Source organism: Pantoea sp. sgz302252, assembly GCF_042610525.1.
In the GTDB taxonomy this organism is placed as follows: domain Bacteria; phylum Pseudomonadota; class Gammaproteobacteria; order Enterobacterales; family Enterobacteriaceae; genus Erwinia.
In genome coordinates, this window is record NZ_JBHDVM010000013.1 from 41,486 (window position 1) to 63,738 (window position 22,253).

A 22,253-nucleotide genomic window follows, 5' to 3' on the forward strand; every position below is an offset into this window, starting at 1 on the left:
CGAAAAGCAAAGCCTTAAAAGGCTTTGATCTCTATACTGTCCGGCAGACAACGCTGCTGAGGCAGGGTAATTAAACCGTATCGCGCTAAGCGTGGAGGATAGAATGCGACATCCGTTAGTAATGGGTAACTGGAAACTGAACGGCAGCAAACAGATGGTCAATGAGCTGATTGCCGGTCTGCGTAATGAGCTGAGCACCGTCGATGGCTGCGGCGTAGCCATTGCCCCTCCAGCGATTTATCTGGATCTGGCGAAACACGCCAGCTCAGGCAGCCATATCGTGCTGGGCGCGCAGAACGTTGACGTTAACCTGTCCGGCGCCTTTACCGGCGAAGTTTCCGCCGAGATGCTGAAAGACGTGGGCGCGAAGTACATTATTATCGGCCATTCCGAGCGTCGTACTTATCATAAAGAGAGCGACGAGCTGATTGCCAAAAAATTCGCGGTACTGAAAACGGCTGGCCTGATCCCGGTGCTGTGCATCGGCGAAACCGAAGCGGAAAACGAAGCGGGCAAAACTGAAGAAGTTTGCGCACGCCAGATTGACGCAGTGCTGGAAACTCAGGGCGCGGAAGCCTTCAACGGCGTGGTTATCGCCTATGAACCCGTCTGGGCCATCGGCACCGGCAAATCGGCTACGCCTGCGCAGGCTCAGGCCGTACATAAATTTATCCGCGACCATATCGCTAAAAAAGATGCCGCTGTTGCCGAACAGGTCATCATTCAGTACGGCGGTTCCGTAAACGATAAAAATGCGGCCGAGCTGTTTGCCCAGCCGGATATCGATGGCGCGCTGGTTGGCGGGGCTTCGCTGAAAGCAGATGCCTTCGCCGTTATCGTCAAGGCTGCCGCCGCGGCGAAGAACGCCTGATCCAGAACCTGCTCCGGTGACGGGGCAGGTTTTTTGCCTTCCCTTCCTTTGCTTGCCCTTATTTAACAAAATATAAACATACAGATAACAAACCGACTGTTATTCGTTGACAGAAAATTTTTTATGCTCAGGATTTATTAAACCGTTTTTGATGCTTTTCTCGCCTTTTTGCTGTTTTTTTCTTCCGCACCACCTTTCCGTAACCCACTGTAAGAACTGTGATCTTTCGCGTATAGCTGCTTTCCTGACCGCTTTATCATCACCGTTACTAATCCACGCAAGGCCAACATTCTTATTTTTAATCTTTAAACAATTTTTTAATTGATGCATAACAATGGTATATTTTCAGGACGCTTAATGCGCACTTATCATCCGTTTTCGTGATGGAAGCGCTCTGTATTTTACGAAGCGGCCAACAGGTTCAGCAGAAACCGGCGCCGTTTCACCTGCTCACCATGTTGATTTATCAGCATACGGAGAAGTCGCCTCATGCCAAAATTAGCAGGAGTTCTGGCCGCTATGGGCTTTGCGAAAGCCGCTACGGCAGATGAAGAAAAAGACGTATTACTGATCGGCGGCGGCGCGATGAGCGCCACGCTGGGAACTTACCTTCAGGCGCTGGAGCCGCAGTGGCGCATCAGCATGATCGAGCGCCTCGACAGCGTGGCCGAAGAGAGCTCTAACGGCTGGAACAATGCAGGCACCGGCCACGCCGCGCTGGCCGAGATGAACTATACGCCGCAGAAAGAAGACGGCTCGATCGATATTAAAAAAGCGGTCGATATCAACGAGGCCTTCCAGCTTTCCCGCCAGTTCTGGGCCCATCTGGTGCAGAAAGGCGTGCTGCGCGATCCGCATACTTTTATCAATACCGTTCCCCATATGAGCTTTGTCTGGGGCGAAGATAACGTAGCCTTTCTGAAAAAGCGCTTTGCGGCGCTGCAAAAAAGTTCGCTGTTCCGCGGCATGGAGTATTCAGAAGATCCGGAGCAGATCCGCGAGTGGGTGCCGCTGCTGATGGAAGGCCGCGACGTGAAAGAGCCTGTAGCCGCTACGCGCATCACAACGGGCACCGATGTGAACTTCGGCGAAATCACGCGCCAGATGGTGGCTTCGCTACAAAAAAGTTCTAATTTCACGCTGGAAACCGGCCATGAAGTGCGCGGCTTTAAGCGTAATGACGACGGCAGCTGGAACGTCACCGTAGCCGATTTGAAAAACAATGGCCGCCAGAGAACTATCCGCGCTAAATATATCTTTATCGGCGCGGGCGGCGCGGCGTTGACGCTGTTACAGCAAACGGGCATCCCGGAAGCTAAAGACTACGCAGGCTTCCCGGTTGGCGGCGAATTCCTGGTGACCGAAAACCAGGAAGTGGTAAAACGCCATCTTGCCAAGGTTTACGGCAAAGCTTCCGTGGGCGCACCGCCGATGTCCGTGCCGCACCTGGATACGCGCATGCTGGACGGCAAGCAGGTACTGCTGTTTGGCCCGTTCGCCACCTTTTCGACGAAGTTTCTGAAGCAGGGCTCACTGTGGGATATGTTCGGCTCAATGACTTCCTCAAATTTCAAGCCGATGGTGCACGTCGGGCTGGATAATTTCGACCTGGTGAAATACCTGATTGGTCAGGTGATGCTGACCGATGAAGATCGCTGCAAAGCGCTACAGGAATACTTCCCGGAAGCGAAAAAAGAGGACTGGCGTCGGGTTAAAGCGGGCCAGCGCGTGCAGATCATCAAAAAGGATGAGCAGAAAGGCGGCGTGCTGAAGCTGGGCACCGAAGTAGTGACCTCGCAGGACGGCACTATTTCTGCGCTGCTGGGCGCTTCGCCAGGTGCTTCTACAGCGGCGCCTATTATGATCGAGCTGATGAACAAAGTGTTTGCGGAAAATATGGCGACGCCAGAATGGCAGGCGAAGCTGAAAGCGATGGTGCCGTCATACGGCCAGAAGCTGAACGGCAACGTGGCCGCGACCGAACATCAGCTGGCGGAAACCAGCCGTATTCTGCAACTCGACTACTCGCCGTTCACCGCAGCTAACGACGAAGCCGACGTGGCCGGCGCAGCCGTTATCGGCAAATAGTCTTTTAAAGGCGGAAATTTTCCGCCTGAAGTTTGATAACAAAATATGCCGGTGTAGGCTCAGGAGGGCCTGTGTCTTCCGCAAAGACGCAAAAAGCGCCCTCCATGGCAGCTCAGTACGGGCCGTCCATGGCCCGTTGTGCTCCACAGGCCCTCCATCGCTTCAGGTTCAGCAGTCTCAGGCGGAAATTTTCCGCCTTTCCTTTCCCTCGCTGCACAACTCCCTCAGCCGTCTATGCTTTTAGCTGACTCAACGAAAAGGAGCAGCAGATGGACACTTCTTCACCCCATTCCGCCACCGATGTTGAATTAGCGCTGCTGGATCGCTACTGGCGCGCCGCCAACTATCTTTCGGTTGGGCAGATTTACCTGATGGATAATCCTCTGCTGCGCGAGCCGCTGCGGCCTGAGCACATTAAACCTCGCCTGTTAGGACATTGGGGAACCACACCGGGGCTGAACTTTATCTATGCGCACCTGAACCGTATTATCCGCCAGCGCGACCTTAATCTGCTCTATATCTGCGGCCCCGGTCATGGCGGGCCAGGCATGGTGGCCAATACCTGGCTGGAAGGCACCTATAGCGAAATTTATCCGAAAATCAGCGCGGATGCCCAGGGCATGCAGCGCCTGTTTCGCCAGTTTTCTTTCCCCGGCGGCATTCCCAGCCACGCGGCACCGGAAACGCCCGGTTCAATTCATGAAGGCGGCGAGCTGGGCTATTCGCTGGTGCACGCCTTTGGCGCCGCTTTCGATCATCCGGATCTTATCGTGCCCTGCGTGATCGGCGACGGCGAAGCAGAAACCGGCCCGCTGGCCGCAAGCTGGCACGGCACCAAGTTTTTAAACGCGGCGCGGGATGGCGCGGTGCTGCCAATTTTGCATCTTAATGGCTACAAAATCGCTAACCCGACATTGCTGGGCCGCAGCAGCGACAGTGATTTACGCCAGTTGTTTAGCGGCTATGGCTATGAGCCTCTGTTTATCTGCGGCGACGATCCTATGCTGATGCATCGCCAGATGGCCGACGCGCTGGACTACGCTTTCGACCGCATTCGCGACTACCAGCAGCAGGCGCGCGAGGGCAATCAGAGCGAAAGCGTTCCGGCCTGGCCGATGATCGTGCTACGCAGCCCTAAAGGCTGGACAGGGCCAAAAACGGTGGATGGCAAAAAGGTAGAGGGTTTCTGGCGCGCGCACCAGGTGCCGGTCTCAGAATGCCGCGAAAACGATGAACACCGTAAGCTGCTACAGGAATGGATGCAAAGCTACCAGCCCGACGATCTTTTCGATGATAAGGGCGCGCTTAAGCCTGAACTCCAGGCACTGGCACCGCAGGGCGAGAGGCGCATGGGCGCAACGCCTTACGCTAACGGCGGTCGGCTACGCAAAGAGCTTAATACGCCGGATATCCGCGAGTTTGCCGTAGAAGTTGGTAAACCCGGTGAAACGCAGGAGCAGTCCACGGCGGTGCTGGCAAGCTATTTAAGCGCTATCTTCCGCGATAATCCCGATAACTTCCGTCTTTTCGGCCCGGATGAAACAGCCTCTAACCGCCTGAGCAAAGTGTTTGACGTCACTAACCGCACCTGGATGGAAGCGATCCGTGATTACGATGTCCAGCTCGCGCCGGATGGTCGGGTCATGGAGATCCTTAGCGAGCACCAGTGTCAGGGCTGGCTGGAAGGCTATCTGCTGACCGGCCGCCACGGTCTCTTCAACTGCTATGAAGCTTTTATCCACATTATCGATTCGATGTTTAACCAGCATGCCAAATGGCTGAAAGTATCCCGCAAGCTGCCGTGGCGTGAGCCGATCGCCTCGCTTAACTATCTGCTTTCCTCGCACGTCTGGCGTCAGGATCACAACGGCTACAGCCATCAGGATCCCGGCTTTATCGATCACGTAGTCAACAAGAAAGCCGATATTGTCCGTGTTTATCTGCCGCCGGATGCCAATACGCTGCTTTGGGTCGGCGACCACTGCCTGAAAACCTGGGATCGCATTAACGTGATTATTGCCGGTAAACAGCCGGAGCCGCAGTGGCTGACGATGGATGAGGCGGTAGCGCACTGTGAGAAAGGCATGGGCATCTGGCACTGGGCGGGCAATGAGAAACCGGGCAAACAGCCTGATGTGGTAATGGCCTGCGCGGGCGATGTACCGACCATGGAAACGCTGGCAGCGGTGGATCTGCTGCGGCAGTACCTGCCTGATCTGTCGGTTCGCGTCGTGAACGTAGTGGATTTAATGGCGCTGCAAACCCGCGAGCAGCATCCGCACGGGCTGGAAGAACAAGAGTTCGATGAGATCTTTACCCGTGATAAACCGGTCATTTTCGCCTTCCACGGCTATCCGGCGCTGATTCACCGTCTGAGCTACCAGCGTAACAATCACGCTAATTTCCACGTCAGGGGTTTTATTGAAGAAGGCACTACCACCACGCCTTTCGATATGACGGTGCTGAACGAGCTTGACCGCTACCATCTGGCACAGGAAGCGATTCTGCGCGTGCCGGGCTTGCAGGAGAAAGCTGCCGACGTGCTGGATGCGCTACAGGAGAAACTGGCCGCGCACCATGCCTGGGTACGCGAGCACGGCGAGGATATTCCTGAAGTGCGGGACTGGAAGTGGCCGTCTCAGGAAGGCGGCGGCGAGGTCGGCGACTAACCGGGCGGGCGGTCTGCGGGCCGCCCTGTCTTTTTAAGGCTTCAGCACTTCCACCAGCATCCAGCCAATCGTCACTACCAGCGACAGCGCCATCACGCTGTTAAACGCCTGCCGCTTCCAGGCGACCTGCAAATGTTTGCCCAGCCTGTCGCCCATCATGGCCCAAATCAGAATACAGGGCAGATTCAGCACCACAAACCCGCTTATCAAGGGCAGAACACCGCTGCTGGTGGAGTAGATCAGCGCCACATTTGTCGCCATCAGCCAGGCCTTGGGATTAACTACCTGCAACAGCGCACCGCTCAGGAGCGTTACCGGCCTGGCTTTTTCCCGGAGCTCTGGCGCATCGGCGCGAAAAATTTTCCATGCCAGCCACAGCAGATAAGCGCAGCCCAGCAGCGTCAAAGGCAGTCGAATGGCGCCCATCCAGAGCAGCAGACTGTCCAGCAGCAGTACTGCGATGGCAATCTGTAAAGCGCAGCCTAAGGTGATACCGAACATCATCGGCATGGTACGACGCATACCGAAGTTGACGCCGGAGGTGGCGAGCATCAAATTATTCGGGCCGGGCGTAATCGACATAACGGTAACGTAACTGAAAAAAGAGGGATCGAGCATGGCCGCTCTCCTGCCTGTGAGTGAGAAGAGCATGGTAAGCTGCATGCCGCGATGGTAACAGATTCAGAAAACCAATATTGTTATGGATACAATCGCGCCAGTTGTTTAACTGTACCCCCAGCCGGAGGCAAAACTGTGACCATTCTCGATCCGCAAGAGCAGACGCTGTATCACCAGCTTGCCGCCACGCTGGCGGAGGCTATCCACAACGGCACCTGGCTGCCCGGCAGCCGCCTTCCGGCCGTGCGGCGCTGCGCCGCGAGCCATCAGGTCAGCATTAATACCGTACTGACGGCTTACCGGCTGCTGGAAGATCGCGGTCTGATAGAGGCACGGCCGCAGTCCGGCTACTATGTGCGCGGCGTGCTGCCTTCGGTAAAAGCGCGCGATAACCATCGCAATCAGGTACGCTCGCCCAGCAGTGAGAAACTCGATCTGATCGATACCGTTTTTGCGGCGCAGAATCATCCTGACTACGTCAACCTTTCGCTGGCCTGCCCGCAAAACAGCGATTTTTTCCCGACGGCAAAAATTAGCCGCATTATGGCTTCGCTGCTGCGGCGCGATCCCGCGCTAATCGGCCGTTATGCCCTGCCGCCCGGCAGCCAGCGCCTGCGCCGCGAAATTGCGCGTCGCGTGGCGGATCTGGGCATGACGCTTACCGCCGAGGATATTACGCTCACCCACGGCTGTATGGAGGCGTTACAGCTGGCCTTGCGCGCCGTTACCAAACCCGGCGACTGTGTCGGGCTGGAAACGCCCACCTATTTTTATCTGTTCCCGCTGCTCGCCAGCTTAGGGTTGAAGGTGCTGGAACTGCCTACCGATCCGCAGCATGGTCTGTCGCTGGACGCGCTGGAGCTGGTACTACGCGAACGGCGCATTCAGGCGATAGTAGCGATGCCAACCATCCAGAATCCTCTGGGCTGCACCATGCGGCTGGAAGACAAAAAGCGGCTGGCGAAGCTGGTAAATGAGTATCAGGTGCCGCTGCTGGAGGACGGGCTGTATGGCGAGCTGCAATTTTGCTGGCCGCTGTCGCCGGCGGTTAAAGCTTTCGACACGGATGGCTGGGTGCTGCACTGCGCCAGCTTTACCAAAACGGTCGCACCCGATTTTCACGTAGGCTGGATAGCCGCAGGCCGCTTCTCGCAGGAGCTGGCGCGTTTGAAGTCGGTCTCGTCGCTGACCGAATCTAAGCTGCTAAGCGAAACGCTTGGGCTGTTTCTGGAATCTGGCGGCTACGATCGCCATCTGCGCACCATGCGTCGGCGCTATGCCGCCCTGGTGGACGAGGCGCGTGGCCTCATCGCCCGCCATTTTCCGCAGGGAACCCGGGCGACGCTGCCCAGCGGCGGCTTTATTTTCTGGGTAGAGTTGCCAGGCCAAATTGACTGCATTGAGCTGTTTCATCGGCTGCTGCAGGAGAAAATTTGTCTGACGCCGGGCGCGCTTTATACCCTGAGTGACCGCTGCAATAGCGCAATCAGGCTGACCTGCTGTTACCATTTTGACGAGCGCTATATTTGGGCGCTGAAGCGAACCGGAGAACTGGCCTGCGAAATGAGCGGCATCGCGCCCGGTATCGCCTGACCCCTTACGGCATGCCGTTGCGTCCCCAGTGCGCGTAGCCTTTGCGCTTTGTCAGCCTTTCATAGTAGGCGCGCACCGCCGGCAGCTCCGGATGCTCCATCGGCGTTTCATACCAGCGATTCACCGACAGCCCGATGGGAATATCGGCCAGCGTGAAGCTGTCGCCGGTAACGAAAGCGCCGGTTTTTTCCAGCTGCTGATTTAAAATAGCCATGGTGTACGCCCAGCCTTTGCAGGCGGCGGCCAGCAGGCGCGGATCCTGATGCGCGGGCGAATGGCGCACCAGCGACATAAACGCATAGCGCCAGGAAGTATTCAGCTCGGTCGCCTGCCAGTCGATCCACTGATCGGCCAGGCCGCGCAGGCGTGGATTTTGCGGATAGAGCCAGCTGCCGTCATAAGCGTTTGCCAGATAACGGATAATGGCGTTGGACTCCCACAGCACAAAATCAGCTTCCTGAATAACCGGCATCAGCGCGTTGGGATTTAACGCTCTGAATTCGGCCTCCTGCGGCGATTTATCGCCTTCGCCCCACTCTTCCCGCTCAAAGGCGACGCCCAGCTCTTCGCAGGTCCAGAGTACTTTTCTGACATTGATAGACGAGGCCCGTCCCAGTATTTTCAGCATATTTCCTTCACTTTTTTGGTTCAGGTTTAAGCTAATGCTACCCGCTACAGCGCAAACTGTTTACGGCGCTACCAGTCCTGAAAATAGCATCTATTCAGCGCCCCGATCGTGAAAATTCCTGATACTCTCAAAGAATTCTAATGCAAAGGAGATGACGATGACGCAGCCACGCGCTTTTAAACAGGTCGATGTTTTTACCTCTTCTCCCCTGAACGGCAACCCGCTGGCGGTGATTCTGGATGCCGGGGATCTTAGCGCGGAACAGATGCAGGCTACTGCCCGCTGGACGCATTTATCGGAAACGACTTTTGTGCTGCCCGCTACCGATCCCGCCGCCGACTATCAGGTACGAATTTTTACCCCGGACGGCGAGCTGCCCTTTGCTGGTCATCCCACGCTGGGCACCGCGCATGCGCTGCTGGAAGCGGGGATCGTCCTGAAAACGCCTGGCCAAATCGTGCAGCAATGCGAGCTGGGTCTGGTAACAGTCAGAATAGCCGATGATGGCGCGCTGGCGTTTGCCGCACCCGAAGCGACGCTGACGGAATTTAGCGATGCGCCGCTTGGCAGCGCGCTGAACAGCGATGCTTTCGAAAGCCGTTTGCCGGTAATGATTGCGGATATGGGGATCCGTTTTCTGCTGGTGCCGATGCTCTCCGCCGAAGCGGTGCTGGCGATTAAACCCAACATCACAGAATTTGAACGACTGCTGAAAAAAGCCCGCGTCACTGGCGTAATGCCGTTTGGCCCGTTGCAGGACGCCGAGGAACAATATGAAGTACGCGGCCTGCTGATGGAGAACGGCTCACTGTGCGAAGATCCTGTCACCGGCAGCGCCAATGCCTGCCTTGCCCGTTATCTACAGGCGCAGGGCGTCGAGCTGGACTATCGCGTGCGTCAGGGCACCGCGCTACAGCGTGCAGGCCGATTAAGCGTTAGCTGGGCGGCGGGCACCGCCTGGATAGGCGGCCAAACGGTTACGGTAATAGATGGCGCTATTCATATTTAGCTTCCGCCCTTGCTGAAGTGGGAAGCGGCGCGCTTCCCACTTTTAGCCGATTAAAGAAACATCCCGCCGGAAGCCTCAATGCGCTGGCCGGTGATCCAGCCGCTCTCTTCACTGAACAGCATAGCGATAACCTTGCCAATATCTTCCGGTAGCCCCACGCGGCCCAGCGCCGTTACCGAAGAGATAAACTCATTGATTTGCGGATTGTCCCGCACTCTGCCATCGCTGAAGTCCGTGGCGATAGCGCCAGGCGCCAGAATATTCACCCGGATATCCCTTGCCGCCAGCTCTTTAGCCTGGTAACGCGTTAAAACTTCCATCGCGCCTTTAACGGCGGCATAGGCGCCGGAACCTGGCTGGCTGAACCGCGTCAGACCGCTGGAGACATTCAGGATACGGCCGCCGTTAGCGATCAGCGGCAGCAGCTGCTGGGTCAGGAAAAATGGCCCCTTAAAATGCACGTCGATCAGCGTATCCAGCTGCGCTTCCGTAGTGGAAATAAAAGGCTCGTGCAGCGCCGTTCCGGCATTGTTCAATAAATAATCAAAGCTGTCTCGCTGCCAGTGGGTTTTTAACTGCTTTTGTACTTCGCTGACAAAATTGGGGAAAGCCTGGATATCGCCTGTATCCAGCTGAAGCGCCACGCCACGGGCACCCAGCGCCTCAATCTCTTTCACTACCGCCTGTGCCTCCTGCTCTTTACTCCGCCAGGTGAAAATGACGTCGATGCCCTTTTCTGCCAGTTTCAGAGCGCCGTTTCGGCCTAAACCCCGGCTGCCGCCGGTAATCACTGCAATTTTATGGCTCATTTCAGACTCCTTCAGTTTCACTGTGGATAAAAAACAGGATATTGCACGCAAACCGATATATAAATGTCCTTACCTACGCTTCACTGTTTCACTGATAACAACAATGAGCGCATAAATGGATAAAATTCACGCAATGCAGGTTTTTGTCAGAGTAGCTGAAATGCAGAGCTTTACCCGCGCGGCTGAAAGCATGGGCCTGCCTAAAGGCAGCCTTTCGCGGCAGCTACAGTCGCTGGAAAATGCGATGGGCGTGCGGCTGCTGCACCGCACCACGCGGCGCGTGCAGTTAACTCAGGATGGTTTGATCTATTACGAGCGCTGCCGTGACGTGCTGGCGACGCTGGATGAAATGGATTCGCTGTTTCAGCACGATCCCGCTACGCTGAGCGGCAAGTTAAGGGTGGATATGCCGGTTAGCATGGCCTGCGACTATATCCTGCCGAAATTGCCCGATTTTATGCAGCACTATCCCGGTATTGAAGTGGAGCTGAGCAGCAGCGACAGGCGCGTAGACGTAGTGCGCGAAGGCTTCGATTGCGTGGTACGCGTTGGCGCACTGGAAAATTCCGGCTTGATTGCAAGACCGCTGGGCAAGCTGACTTTGATTAACTGCGCCAGCCCTGATTATCTGACGCGTTTTGGCACGCCTACAACGCTTGAAGATTTGGCTTCGCATGCGATGGTGCACTATAGCCAGCAAATTGGCGTGCAGCCCACAGGCTTTGAATTTTTCGACGGCAAGCGCTGCCGTTATATTCAGACCGGCGGCACGGTAACCGTCAACAGTACCGAGACTTACCGCGCGGCCTGTCTGGCGGGATTAGGCATTATTCAGGTGCCAGAACGCGGCGTAAAACAGGTGCTAAAAGAGAAAAAGCTTGTTGAAGTGCTGCCGCATTTTCGGGCGGAGCCGATGCCCGTTTCGCTGATCTATCCGCATCGCCGCAACCTGACACGCCGGGTGCAGGTCTTTATGGAGTGGCTAACTCAGGCAATGAAACACTACGTTGCCTGATCGCCCGGCTATAATTTGTTTTACGCCATGCACTTGAAGGACAAGAAGAAGGATTCATGAAGGAAAACCAACCCGTAAAGAAAGCAGCGGAAGACAAACCGCTGATTAATATCAAAACCGGCAATAAAACCGTTGATAAGTCGATCACGCGTGTTTCCCGGCTGGTAAGCTGGTTCCAGGCGATCCCGGCGGTGGCGCACTTTATTCGCGCCGGAGAACGTTTTACCGACCGTATGGGCAGCCAGTTCGGCGCGGCGATTACCTATTTCTCTTTTCTTTCGCTGATCCCTATTTTGATGGTGTCCTTTGCCGGCGTCGGCTTCGTGCTCGCCTCCAATCAGGATTTGCTGACCGATTTGATTGATAAAATGGTTAACAGCATCAGCGATCCTACACTGGCGACTACGCTAAAAAATACGGTTAAAACAGCGGTGCAGCAGCGTACCACCGTAGGAATTACTGGCCTGCTGGTGGCGCTCTATTCTGGTATCAGCTGGATGGGCAACCTACGCGAGGCCGTGCGCGCGCAGTCGCGCGATGTCTGGGAACGCAACGAACAGGATAAAGAAAAGATTTATTTTAAATACACCCGCGATTTTATCTCGCTGATTGGCCTGGTACTGGCGCTGTTTATCACCATTATGCTGACTTCGGTGGCTGGCGCAGCGCAGGATGCGATAGTGCGCGCGTTGGGGTTAGACGGCATCGAATGGCTGCGCCCGGCGATGACCACCATTGCGCTGTCGATTTCCATTCTGGCTAACTACCTGCTGTTTTTGTGGATTTTCTGGCGTCTTCCGCGCCATAAACCGCGTAAAAAAGCGCTGTTCCGCGGTACGCTGCTGGCAGCTATCGGCTTTGAGGTCATCAAGGCGATTATGACTATGACGCTACCGAAGCTGGCCTCGTCGCCTTCCGGCGCGGCATTCGGCTCTGTGCTGGGCCTGATGGCTTTCTTTTACTTCTTCGCCCGCTTAACGCTGTTCTGCGCCGCCTGGATAGCCACTGCGCAATATAAGGATGACGAAGAGCCAGAGCAGATCGCCTCCGCCTGACCCGCTCAGGATCGCGGCTGTAAAATAGCGCAGCTGTGATCCTGAAGTTCTTCCGCCGACCCTCGGTTCAGCAACAGTAGATTACGTTTGATAACCATCAGCGCTTTTTTACCATCCGGCATAGCCGCGACTGCTATACCATATTTTCCCATCTCTTCACGCGCGCCCGGCAGCTCGTTGGCAATGCGCACGAAGGGGCTGGTTTTTTTCAGTTCGTCGCGGGTAAGCAGCCTGATTTGATACTCATGTTCGCCAAGCTGCGCCGATTGCCACTTCGCGCTTAGCGAGGCGTTCAGGCTGTCCAGCCGCCGCCGGATATCCGGGCGCAGACAAGAGATATGGATATGCAGCTGGTTTTGCGTTCTGCCGCGTTGCGAGTTAATGCTCAGTGCCACCGCGCTATCGTCTACAGGCGCGCCGCGTCGCTCTTCCATATAGTGGCGCGCATGCCAGGCCTCGGCGAAATAGTTAGGAGAGAAAGGGCTTAGTAAAACAGGGCTTTCAATACCGGTAATTTTTTTCACGGGCATCAGCAGGAACTGTAGCGGCCCATCCCGGTCTTTCATCACTACATAGCCATTGCGCAGATCCACCAGCCGGCAGGGCGCCGGATCGTTGTTTTGCTGCTGATTGGGCACGCACTGCTGGCTGACTATTTTCCATAAAGCATTGGCGTTACGCTTAAAGCCGAGCGCTTTGCAGCCCGCTATTGCGATCACGGATACCAAAACCCCCGTAATCACTATCCATTTTTTGCCCCACATCACGCCAACCTCTGCACCCTAATCTGCGCATAATGTAAACGAACCTCAGGCAAAGGTCATGCTAAATAATCAACGCCCGTGACTATTTGATGTAACCTTTTTAACAGGCAGACAAAATAAAAAAGCCAGTCGGGTAACTGGCCGAGACGGCTAACGAACCTGAAGCGATGGAGGGCCTGTGGCTGGAGCAAAGCATTACGGGACAGGGACGTCCCGTACTGAGCCGCCACGGATGGCGCTTTTTGCGTCTTTGTGGAAGACACAGGCCCTCCTGAGCCCGCTCCTGTACATCTTGTCATTAAAAAAGCCAGTCGGATGACTGGCTTGAGATTGATGACAAACCCTGGTCGCGTTTAAATCAGTGACAGAGCAGCAGAGGCAGATCGGAACACGGACACGCCGTAAATACTTTCATGTAGGCTCGGTTGGCGCGTCCATGCGCCAAACGGTCCACTTATCCGCTCAGCCTCTGCCGCCATAAAGCTGCAGAGTTGCTGTAAAAAAACAGATGTTCACCTGAGCTTTTTTAGCTTTGTCAGCAGTCTTGAAGCCAGTCGGATGACTGGCTTTAAAAGAGATTCTCACTTAACGCTGCATGGCTTTATCGTAGGTGCCGCCGTCCGCAAAGTGCGTTTTCTGCGCTTTAGCCCAGCCGCCGAATTTAGCATCGTCAACGGTAAAAAGTTTTACCGTGGCAAAAGTGCTGGCATATTTCTTCGCTACCGCTGCATCGCGAGGACGATAGTAGTTTTGCGCAGCGATTTCCTGGCCTTCCGGCGAATAGAGATATTTCAGGTAGGCATCGGCGACTTTACGCGTATCGCGTTCATCCACCACTTTATCCACCACGGAAACCGTAGGCTCAGCCAGAATCGACTCGCTCGGCGTGACGATTTCAAACTGGTCTTTGCCCAGCTTGTTGACCGCCAGGTAAGCCTCGTTTTCCCAGGCTATCAGCACGTCACCGATGCCGCGCTCAACAAAAGTATTGGTTGCGCCGCGAGCGCCGGAATCCTGCACCTCGACGTTTTTAAACAGCGCCTTGATATAGTCCTGAGCTTTCGCCGCATCGCCGTTGTTTTTATCCAGCGCCCAGCCCCAGGCGGCCAGATAGTTCCAGCGGGCGCCGCCGGAGGTTTTCGGGTTTGGCGTGATCACCGATACGCCAGGCTTGGTCAAATCCTGCCAGTCGTGGATCTGTTTTGGATTGCCTTTGCGAACCAGGAAAACGATGGTGGAAGTGTAAGGCGCGGAGTTATCCGGCAGGCGCTTGATCCAGTTTTTATCGATACGGCCGCGCTCGGCGATAGCATCGACATCGGAAGCCAGCGCCAGCGTCACCACATCGGCGCGGATGCCGTTGATAACGGAAGTAGCCTGTTTGCCAGAGCCGCCGTGCGACTGGCGGATTACCACGTTATCGCCGGTTTCCTGCTTATAGTGCGCGCTGAAAGCCTTATTGTACTGCTCGTAAAGCTCACGGGTTGGATCGTAAGAGACGTTCAGTAACTGAATATCTTTCGCCAGAACGCTGGTCGATGCCAGCAACAGGGTGAGTCCGACACTCCACTTTTTCATTATGCGCGCTCCCAAAGGTTTTTTTGCTGGCAGAGAGCGTGACACAAAGCGATTGCTGTTTTAAAGAATTAAAAAGTAGCTGTCATAACTGAATGGAATATATACCAGCGCAAAAAAGACGCCGACCAGCAGCGCCCTTTCCGCTTATTTGCCAACCTGCCGCTTTAGTAGAGCCGCTTGGCCGTATCCAGCCAGTCACCTTTAAACGGACGCTTCATATTTTCGATGGCATCGATGATGTCGTGGTGCACCATTTTCTCGTTCTGGATGCCCACACAGCGGCCGCCGTAGCCCTGCAGCAGCAGCTCGATGGAGTAAGCGCCCATGCGCGAAGCCAGAATGCGGTCGTAGGCGACCGGCGCACCGCCGCGTTGAATATGGCCCAGCACCGTGGCGCGGGTCTCGCGTTTGGTTTCGGATTCGATGTATTTCGCCAGCTCATCGATATCGCAGATGTGCTCGGTGATCGCCACAATCGCATGCTTTTTACCCTTGGCGATGCCCGCTTTGATCTCCTGCACCAGCTCTTCGCGGGTAAACGGGATCTCCGGCAGTACGATGAATTCGCAGCCGCCTGCGATAGCCGCTGCCAGCGTCAGGTCGCCACAGTAGCGGCCCATCACTTCTACGATAGAGATACGCTGGTGCGAAGAAGAGGTATCACGCAGACGGTCGATAGCTTCCACCACCGTTTCCAGGGCGGTGAAATAGCCGATGGTGTAATCCGTACCGGCTACATCGTTATCGATGGTGCCCGGCAGGCCGATGCAGGGAAAGCCCATTTCCGTCAGTCTTTTGGCACCCATGTAGGAACCGTCGCCGCCGATAACCACCAGCGCATCGATGCCGCGCTTTTTCATATTCTCAATGGCTACCGCGCGGGTAGACTCTTCGCGGAATTCCGGAAAACGCGCCGACCCCAGGAAAGTGCCGCCGCGGTTAATCATATCGGAGACGCTATAGCGATCCAGATTCACCATGCGGTCTTCAAAGAGCCCCAGGTAACCGTCGTAAATACCAGAAACTTCCAGATTCTCACTCAGCGCCGCACGAACGACACCCCTGATAGCTGCATTCATGCCAGGCGCGTCACCGCCGCTTGTCAGTACACCGATTTTTTTGATCATGACAACCTCTGAACTTGTTGATGCAAATTTGAAATCTGAACGCCGTGGGGGGTCGGCGAACGCGAGCGATCGACTAATGTTGGCAATAGTATATCAAAGCCTTTTAGCTGAATTGATTCAGGTCAGGGATCATTGTGCTATTTTTTCAGCGCAAAATAACCCTTTCAGGCAATTTTTGGATAATCGTTTTAACTGATTGAAAATCATAGCCCGTTCAAATCCTTTTCCGGCACTACCGAACAGGGATCCTGATGGATAGTAATATCAGAACCGGGAAAAGCTTGCAGCAAGGCTTTTTCTACTTCCTCGGCGATCAGGTGCGCCTGGAACAACGTCAAATGGTCTTTAAGCTCCAGATGCAGCTGAATAAAACGGGTTGGTCCGGAAAGACGCGTGCGAATATCGTGTACCCCTTCTACGCCTGGCCAGCCGACAGCAATTTCAGCGATCTGCGCTTTTTCTGCTTCCGGCAGCGCCCTGTCCAGCAGCAGCTGCACCGCTTCATATCCCATACGCAGCGCGTTGTAGAGGATCCAAACGCCAATACCCAGTGCGAAAAGCGCGTCGGCACGCTTAAAGCCGTACCAGCTCAGCCCCAGCGCCGCCAGAATGGCGCCGTTCATAACCACGTCAGACTGATAGTGAAGCATATCGGCACGAATAGCCAGGCTATGGGTTTTGCGCACCACCCAGCGCTGAAAAGCAACCAAAACCAGCGTTGAAAAGAGTGCGATAAGCGTGACGACAACACCCACCATTGGCGCCCGCATTTCAGCAGGCGTCGAGAGATGCTGCAATCCCGTCAGAAACAGAAACAGAGCGGAGCCGGAGATAAACATGCTTTGCGCCAGTGCGGCCAGCGATTCGGCTTTACCGTGCCCGAAAGTGTGTTCCTCATCGGCAGGCTGCAAGGAGTAGCGGACAACGAAGAGATTGGTCAGGGAGGCAGCGATGTCCACCAGGGAATCTACCAGTGCCGCCAGCAGGCTGACCGAACCGGTATACCACCAGGCGAAAATTTTCACCAGCAGCAGCAGAGAAGCCAGAGTTGTCGCCGCCAGCGCGGCAGAGTTAACCAGGCGCGCGTAGTGGTGTGCCATATCGTACTCCGTTTGGGACAGTACCCTGAGTATATCGGATTTCAGATAAAATAAGTTCTGGTAGAAATCTCCAGGCCGTTTTCCAGAAGAGGTTAGTTATCAGAAAATTTTTCAGTCCTCATGGGCTGACAGGGAATAAGTAGGTAAAGGCGTTGCAGGAACGGCTCAGACCAGAGGAACGCCAGATTGTGTTCAGTTTATTGCAGGCCGGACAGAAGAAGCTCCGTAGAAACAGGGCTTTGCTTTGATAACACTATCAGGATAATGAAATACGCTCTATTGCGGCCTGAGCCAAAAAACCGGAGCGGGATTTAAATTCCGGATGGGTTGCAACACAGCGGTCAATGCGGTCAATTAATGATTTAGGCAATGTAACGTTAATTTTCTCTGAACCGCCGAATAGCCGGGTAACATCTATGTCTACCAGTGCCCATGTATAACCTGCGAAATCTGGATTTTTAGCTAATGATTCAACGGTAGAAATTGTGGGTATATCCTGTCCCAACTCTATTAATAGTTCGATATGTCCCGTTATCGCGTCCTTCGCGTTCGCTATCGCATCGTCCAGTGTATCTCCGGCAGAGAAACAGCCGGGCAGATCCGCGACTGTCACGCCGTATGCGTGTTTTTCGTCGCCAGCCTCAATCGCAATTGGATAAAACATAATTAAGCCTCGTCGAGAAAGCAGATTACAGACCTGCCTGTTTCCTGATGCTTTTTACCGTACCTGTCGGTAAATCTTTTTTAGGGTGAGGTATTGTTACTAACCCCGGTTTCTTTGGATGGGTAAAATGGTGATGGCTACCATTTACTCTTACCAGTACCCAGCCGTCCGCCGTCCGCTTTGATTTCTGCCATTAACCTTCTGCTTTCCATCGCCTCGTCCTGTCCTGTCCTGATGAGATGATGATAACTCTGATAACCCCTTTAAGCAGCGATTGCTGGAGTTATCGGGGTTATTAAAAAGAGAACCGCTTCTAACGGTCAATCGATACAGATTACCGTATTGCGTCATAGTACCCACAAATCGCCCCTGGCCGAACGCCTCAGAAACGGTTCTGAGCCATCCCAACTTTTCTACAGTCGACTGTGTTGAAAGAAAATTTTAGTTAAAACGCGGACAAAAAAAACCCCCACATCATGTGGGGGAAGACAGGGATGGTGTCTATGGCAAGGAAAACAGGGATATTTTGCTACTGGTTACTGCTTACGGCTTGCAGCGGTGATACATGCTGCACCTGCGTCAGCCGACGCATTTCGTCTATGCGCTGCTGATGTTTCTGATTCAGAACGGCCTGCTGTGCCGGCGTTAACAGGTGATACATCTGGTAGCGCACCCGCGCCATCTCGACCTGTCTGGCTACCTCTGCCTGCGCGATTTTGTCGACTCGCGCTTTATAGGCCGCCTCGTCGAATTTATCTGCAATAATCATTGCATGCAGCTGTTCTAAATCGTTAATACTTATGGGAGAACGCTCATGACGAGCCTGCTGCATCAGATCGCGCAACTGCTGGCGCTGCTGTTCAGTAAGATCGATGCCGTCAAACATGTGGCTTTGCGGAATTTGCGCCATACTGCCTGGCGCCACGCCGTTGCGATGCATCTCGTCAGTCGTCGTTATATCTGCAGCCCATGCGGCGGAGAAGCTGAGGATCAGCGCCGGAACCACAACGACGGCGGTAACTTTGCGCATCGTTAACTCCCAGGTTGGTTTCCATATTTCGATTCAACGAAATCCAGTCTACGGGGGCAGCTGCAAACATGCGTCAGGGGGTGTAAAACTACGTAAAGTCATGGATTGCGGGCATTCGTTCACGGTATTTTGCCTGTGGAGGGCGATAAAAAATGAATAAAATCCTGTTGGTTGACGACGATCGCGAATTGACTTCGCTATTGCAAGAGTTGCTTGAAATGGAAGGGTTCGATGTACTGGTTGCCGGTGACGGCGAGCAGGCTTTGGCTCTGTTAGACAGTTCTGTGGATCTTTTACTGTTGGATGTGATGATGCCGAAAAAGAACGGCATCGATACGTTGAAGGAGCTGCGTCAGCAGCACCAGACGCCGGTTATCATGCTGACAGCGCGCGGCAGCGAGCTGGATCGCGTGCTGGGGCTGGAACTGGGCGCGGATGACTATCTGCCGAAGCCCTTTAACGATCGCGAGCTGGTGGCGCGTATACGCGCGATTTTACGTCGTTCCAACTGGAGCGAACAGCAGCAACAACATGACAGCGGTTCTCCTACGCTGGAAGTCGATCACCTGCGTCTCAATCCGGGTCGCCAGGAAGCCAGCTTCGACGAGGTGACGCTGGATTTAACCGGCACTGAGTTTACGCTGCTCTACCTGCTGGCACAGCATTTGGGCCAGGTTGTGTCACGTGAGCACCTGAGCCAGGAAGTACTGGGAAAAAGGCTAACGCCGTTTGACCGCGCGATTGATATGCATATCTCCAATCTGCGCCGTAAACTGCCGGACCGCAAGGATGGCCATCCCTGGTTTAAAACGCTGCGCGGCCGGGGCTATCTGATGGTTTCCGCTACATGATTTCCAGCCTGACTACCCGCATCTTCGCCATTTTCTGGCTGACCCTGGCGCTGGTGCTGATGCTGGTGCTGATGGTTCCCAAGCTTGACACCCGTCAAATGACGCCGCTGCTGGATAACGAGCAGCGGCAGGGCACCATGATCGAGCAACACGTAGAGGCGGAGCTGATGCAGGATCCGCCCAACGATTTAATGTGGTGGCGCAGGCTGTTTCGCGCTATCGACAAGTGGGCGCCGCCGGGCCAGCGCCTGCTGCTGGTTACCAGCGAAGGCCGGGTCATTGGCGCTCAACACAGTGAGATGCAGGTTATCCGCAATTTTATCGGCCAGTCCGATAACGCCGATCATCCGCAGAAAAAGAAATATGGCCGTACCGAAATGCTCGGGCCTTTTTCCGTACGCGACGGCGAAGACAGCTATCAGCTCTACCTGATCAGGCCCGCGGGCAGCTCGCAGCTGGACTTTATCAATCTGCTGTTTGACCGCCCGCTGCTGCTGCTGATAGTGACCATGCTCATCAGCTCGCCGCTGCTGTTGTGGCTGGCATGGAGCCTGGCGAAACCGGCAAGGAAACTCAAGCACGCTGCCGATGACGTGGCCGCGGGCAATTTACGCCAGCGTCCGGAACTGGAAGCCGGGCCGCAGGAGTTCCTGGCCGCCGGTTCCAGCTTCAACCAGATGGTCAGCGCGCTGGAGCGAATGATGACCGCGCAGCAGCGGCTGCTGTCGGATATCTCGCACGAGCTGCGCACACCGCTAACGCGGCTACAGCTTGCTACCGCGCTAATGCGGCGGCGTCAGGGCGAAGGCAAAGAGCTGCAGCGCATAGAGATGGAGGCGCAAAGGCTGGACGGCATGATCAACGATCTGCTGGTGCTGTCGCGCACCCAGCACAAAAACGCGCTGGTCAGCGAAGCGATGAAGGCTAATCAGCTTTGGTCGGGCGTACTGGACGATGCCCGCTTCGAGGCGGAGCAGATGGGCAAAACGCTGGAAGTCCCCTATCCGCCTGGCCCCTGGCCGCTGTATGGCAACCCAAGCGCGCTCGACAGCGCGCTGGAAAACATCGTCCGCAACGCGCTGCGCTACTCCCATACTCGCATTATGGTTAGCTTCGCCGTGGATAAGCAGGGCATCACTATCCATGTGGATGATGACGGCCCGGGCGTCAGTGAGGAAGATCGCGAGCAGATTTTCCGTCCGTTTTACCGTACGGACGAGGCACGCGACCGCGAGTCAGGCGGCACCGGGCTGGGACTGGCGATTGTGGAAACCGCTATCCAGCAGCACCGCGGCTGGGTCAAAGCCGATGACAGCCCGCTGGGCGGGCTGCGCCTGACGCTGTGGCTGCCGCTCTATACCAGCAACGCCTGATCTTTGCTATGCTGCGGCCCTTGTGAACGAGGGCCGCCGCTGATGCTGAATATCGTACTGTTTGAACCTGAAATCCCACCCAATACGGGCAACATTATCCGCCTGTGCGCCAATACCGGCTTTCGCCTGCACCTGATTGAACCGCTGGGTTTTACCTGGGATGACAAGCGCCTGCGCCGCGCCGGTCTGGATTACCATGAATTCACCGCTATTCAGCGTCACGCCGACTATGCTGCTTTTCTGGACACGGAAAACCCGCAGCGCCTGTTTGCGCTGACCACCAAGGGAACGCCAGCGCATAGCGCGGTCAGTTATCAGCAAGGGGATTATTTACTTTTCGGCCCGGAAACGCGCGGCCTGCCGAAAGAGATCCTGGATGCGCTGCCTGCCCAGCAAAAAATCCGTATCCCTATGCAGCCGGACAGCCGCAGCATGAATCTGTCGAATGCGGTTTCGGTAGTGGTATATGAAGCCTGGCGCCAGCTTGGCTACGCGGGCGCGCTGCTTAAAGAGTAAGTAAACAGCCGCGCCATAGGCCGCGCGGCTAAATCTCAGATGCCGTCGCCGAACTCAAAGCCCGGCACCATGCCGTTGAAGTGCTGATCCATCTCCATTGAAGGCTTATCGCTGGTCGGCTTGCCGACGATACGAGCTGGCACGCCAGCCGCCGTAGTATGCGGCGGAACAGGCTGAAGCACTACGGAACCCGCGCCGATTTTTGCGCCGCGCCCTACTTCAATATTGCCCAGAACCTTCGCCCCCGCGCCAATCATCACGCCTTCGCGGATTTTAGGATGGCGATCGCCGCTGGTTTTACCCGTGCCGCCCAAAGTCACCGATTGCAGGATAGAGACGTCATCTTCAATCACCGCCGTCTCGCCCACTACGATGCCCGTAGCATGATCAAGCATAATGCCGCGACCGATTTTCGCGGCGGGATGAATATCTACGGCAAAGGAAACGGAGATTTCATTTTGCAGATAAACCGCCAGCGCGCGGCGGCCCTCATTCCACAGCCAGTGCCCAATACGGTAGGCCTGCAGGGCGTGGAAGCCTTTCAGGTAAAGCAGCGGCGTGGAGTATTTATCGATAGCGGGATCGCGCTGGCGCACCGCCTGAATGTCGCAGGCAGCCGACTGGATCATCGATGCGTCCTGCTTATAGGCTTCCTGCACGATTTCACGGATAGCGATAGCGGGCATAATGGGATTAGCCAGCTTGTTAGCCAGCATATAGCTCAGCGCGCTACCAAGATCGTCGTGCTTTAGCAGGGTGGCGTGGTAAAAACTGGCCAGCATCGGCTCGCATTCCGCCAGCGCCCGCGCTTCTTCTTTGATATAATCCCAGACCACTCCAGGCTCTACACACGGCATTACTTCTACTCCCCATCAAATAACAGAATGCTGCGGCG

20 protein-coding genes and 1 pseudogene are annotated in these 22,253 nt (G+C 55.3%); 10 read left to right on the forward strand and 11 right to left on the reverse strand.

The window, feature by feature from the left end:
• Positions 1–103 precede the first annotated feature (103 nt).
• The 3 genes from tpiA (at position 104) to ACETPC_RS19590 (ending at position 5,628) form a co-directional block, all read left to right on the forward strand.
• On the forward strand, positions 104–871 hold the full coding sequence (tpiA, locus tag ACETPC_RS19580; RefSeq protein WP_380184158.1) for a triose-phosphate isomerase: 768 nt from the start codon (positions 104–106) through the stop codon (positions 869–871).
• Positions 872–1,360: 489 nt separating this feature from the next.
• On the forward strand, positions 1,361–2,959 hold the full coding sequence (mqo, locus tag ACETPC_RS19585; protein ID WP_380184159.1) for a malate dehydrogenase (quinone): 1,599 nt from the start codon (positions 1,361–1,363) through the stop codon (positions 2,957–2,959).
• Between the two features lie 269 nt (positions 2,960–3,228).
• A complete protein-coding gene (locus tag ACETPC_RS19590; protein ID WP_380184160.1) occupies positions 3,229–5,628 on the forward strand; it encodes a phosphoketolase in 2,400 nt (799 codons plus the stop codon).
• Positions 5,629–5,661: 33 nt separating this feature from the next.
• Here ACETPC_RS19590 and ACETPC_RS19595 read toward each other — a convergent pair whose 3' ends face one another.
• The gene (locus ACETPC_RS19595) at positions 5,662–6,246 is read right to left on the reverse strand and encodes a LysE family translocator (RefSeq protein ID WP_380184161.1); all 585 of its coding nucleotides are present in this window, start codon (positions 6,244–6,246) and stop codon (positions 5,662–5,664) included.
• 135 nt (positions 6,247–6,381) lie between these two features.
• Here ACETPC_RS19595 and ACETPC_RS19600 point away from each other — a divergent pair, with 135 nt between their 5' ends.
• Positions 6,382–7,839: a PLP-dependent aminotransferase family protein gene (locus ACETPC_RS19600; RefSeq protein ID WP_380184162.1), complete on the forward strand. Its 1,458-nt coding sequence runs from the start codon at positions 6,382–6,384 to the stop codon at positions 7,837–7,839.
• Between the two features lie 4 nt (positions 7,840–7,843).
• Here the strand turns inward: ACETPC_RS19600 and ACETPC_RS19605 are convergent, their stop codons facing one another.
• The gene (locus ACETPC_RS19605) at positions 7,844–8,467 is read right to left on the reverse strand and encodes a glutathione S-transferase family protein (RefSeq protein WP_380184163.1); all 624 of its coding nucleotides are present in this window, start codon (positions 8,465–8,467) and stop codon (positions 7,844–7,846) included.
• A 157-nt stretch (positions 8,468–8,624) separates the two neighbouring features.
• On the opposite strand from ACETPC_RS19605, the gene ACETPC_RS19610 reads away from it, so the two are divergent.
• Positions 8,625–9,476: a PhzF family phenazine biosynthesis protein gene (locus tag ACETPC_RS19610; RefSeq protein ID WP_380184164.1), complete on the forward strand. Its 852-nt coding sequence runs from the start codon at positions 8,625–8,627 to the stop codon at positions 9,474–9,476.
• Between the two features lie 50 nt (positions 9,477–9,526).
• Here the strand turns inward: ACETPC_RS19610 and ACETPC_RS19615 are convergent, their stop codons facing one another.
• Complete coding sequence (locus ACETPC_RS19615) at positions 9,527–10,285, reverse strand: SDR family NAD(P)-dependent oxidoreductase (protein WP_380184165.1); 759 nt, start codon at positions 10,283–10,285, stop codon at positions 9,527–9,529.
• Between the two features lie 115 nt (positions 10,286–10,400).
• On the opposite strand from ACETPC_RS19615, the gene ACETPC_RS19620 reads away from it, so the two are divergent.
• Together ACETPC_RS19620 and yhjD are read left to right on the forward strand one after the other, a co-directional pair.
• On the forward strand, positions 10,401–11,300 hold the full coding sequence (locus ACETPC_RS19620; RefSeq protein WP_380184166.1) for a LysR family transcriptional regulator: 900 nt from the start codon (positions 10,401–10,403) through the stop codon (positions 11,298–11,300).
• A gap of 56 nt (positions 11,301–11,356) precedes the next feature.
• The gene (yhjD, locus tag ACETPC_RS19625; RefSeq protein ID WP_380184167.1) at positions 11,357–12,355 is read left to right on the forward strand and encodes an inner membrane protein YhjD; all 999 of its coding nucleotides are present in this window, start codon (positions 11,357–11,359) and stop codon (positions 12,353–12,355) included.
• Positions 12,356–12,360: 5 nt separating this feature from the next.
• Here yhjD and ACETPC_RS19630 read toward each other — a convergent pair whose 3' ends face one another.
• From ACETPC_RS19630 to cpxP, 7 genes and pseudogenes are all read right to left on the reverse strand, one after another.
• The gene (locus ACETPC_RS19630; RefSeq protein WP_380184168.1) at positions 12,361–13,119 is read right to left on the reverse strand and encodes a CDP-diacylglycerol diphosphatase; all 759 of its coding nucleotides are present in this window, start codon (positions 13,117–13,119) and stop codon (positions 12,361–12,363) included.
• A gap of 585 nt (positions 13,120–13,704) precedes the next feature.
• Positions 13,705–14,697, reverse strand: coding sequence for a sulfate ABC transporter substrate-binding protein (locus ACETPC_RS19635; protein ID WP_380184169.1), 993 nt, complete (start codon positions 14,695–14,697; stop codon positions 13,705–13,707).
• A 164-nt stretch (positions 14,698–14,861) separates the two neighbouring features.
• Entirely contained in the window at positions 14,862–15,824 is a 963-nt protein-coding gene (gene pfkA, locus ACETPC_RS19640; protein ID WP_380184170.1) for a 6-phosphofructokinase, read from the reverse strand.
• 203 nt (positions 15,825–16,027) lie between these two features.
• Positions 16,028–16,924 carry a CDF family cation-efflux transporter FieF gene (gene fieF, locus ACETPC_RS19645; RefSeq protein ID WP_380184171.1) on the reverse strand — a complete coding sequence of 299 codons (897 nt, stop codon included), beginning with the start codon at positions 16,922–16,924 and terminating at the stop codon, positions 16,028–16,030.
• A gap of 256 nt (positions 16,925–17,180) precedes the next feature.
• Positions 17,181–17,588, reverse strand: coding sequence for a type II toxin-antitoxin system HicB family antitoxin (locus ACETPC_RS19650; RefSeq protein WP_380184172.1), 408 nt, complete (start codon positions 17,586–17,588; stop codon positions 17,181–17,183).
• Between the two features lie 25 nt (positions 17,589–17,613).
• A pseudogene (locus ACETPC_RS19655) lies at positions 17,614–17,800 on the reverse strand (type II toxin-antitoxin system HicA family toxin).
• 317 nt (positions 17,801–18,117) lie between these two features.
• Positions 18,118–18,618 carry a cell-envelope stress modulator CpxP gene (gene cpxP / locus ACETPC_RS19660; protein ID WP_380184173.1) on the reverse strand — a complete coding sequence of 167 codons (501 nt, stop codon included), beginning with the start codon at positions 18,616–18,618 and terminating at the stop codon, positions 18,118–18,120.
• Positions 18,619–18,770: 152 nt separating this feature from the next.
• Here cpxP and cpxR point away from each other — a divergent pair, with 152 nt between their 5' ends.
• Genes cpxR through trmL form a run of 3 tightly spaced genes read left to right on the forward strand, consistent with a single transcriptional unit; the run spans position 18,771 to position 21,358 of the window.
• Positions 18,771–19,469 carry an envelope stress response regulator transcription factor CpxR gene (gene cpxR / locus ACETPC_RS19665; RefSeq protein ID WP_380184174.1) on the forward strand — a complete coding sequence of 233 codons (699 nt, stop codon included), beginning with the start codon at positions 18,771–18,773 and terminating at the stop codon, positions 19,467–19,469.
• Positions 19,466–20,842, forward strand: a complete 1,377-nt coding sequence (gene cpxA, locus ACETPC_RS19670) for an envelope stress sensor histidine kinase CpxA (RefSeq protein ID WP_380184175.1) — start codon at positions 19,466–19,468, stop codon at positions 20,840–20,842. The genes cpxR and cpxA overlap by 4 nt, the downstream gene beginning before the upstream one ends.
• Before the next feature lie 42 nt (positions 20,843–20,884).
• The gene (trmL, locus tag ACETPC_RS19675; RefSeq protein ID WP_380184176.1) at positions 20,885–21,358 is read left to right on the forward strand and encodes a tRNA (uridine(34)/cytosine(34)/5-carboxymethylaminomethyluridine(34)-2'-O)-methyltransferase TrmL; all 474 of its coding nucleotides are present in this window, start codon (positions 20,885–20,887) and stop codon (positions 21,356–21,358) included.
• A 35-nt stretch (positions 21,359–21,393) separates the two neighbouring features.
• Here trmL and cysE read toward each other — a convergent pair whose 3' ends face one another.
• Positions 21,394–22,215 (reverse strand): serine O-acetyltransferase, encoded by an 822-nt coding sequence (cysE, locus tag ACETPC_RS19680; RefSeq protein WP_380184177.1) that lies wholly within the window; start codon positions 22,213–22,215, stop codon positions 21,394–21,396.
• Positions 22,216–22,253 lie beyond the last annotated feature (38 nt).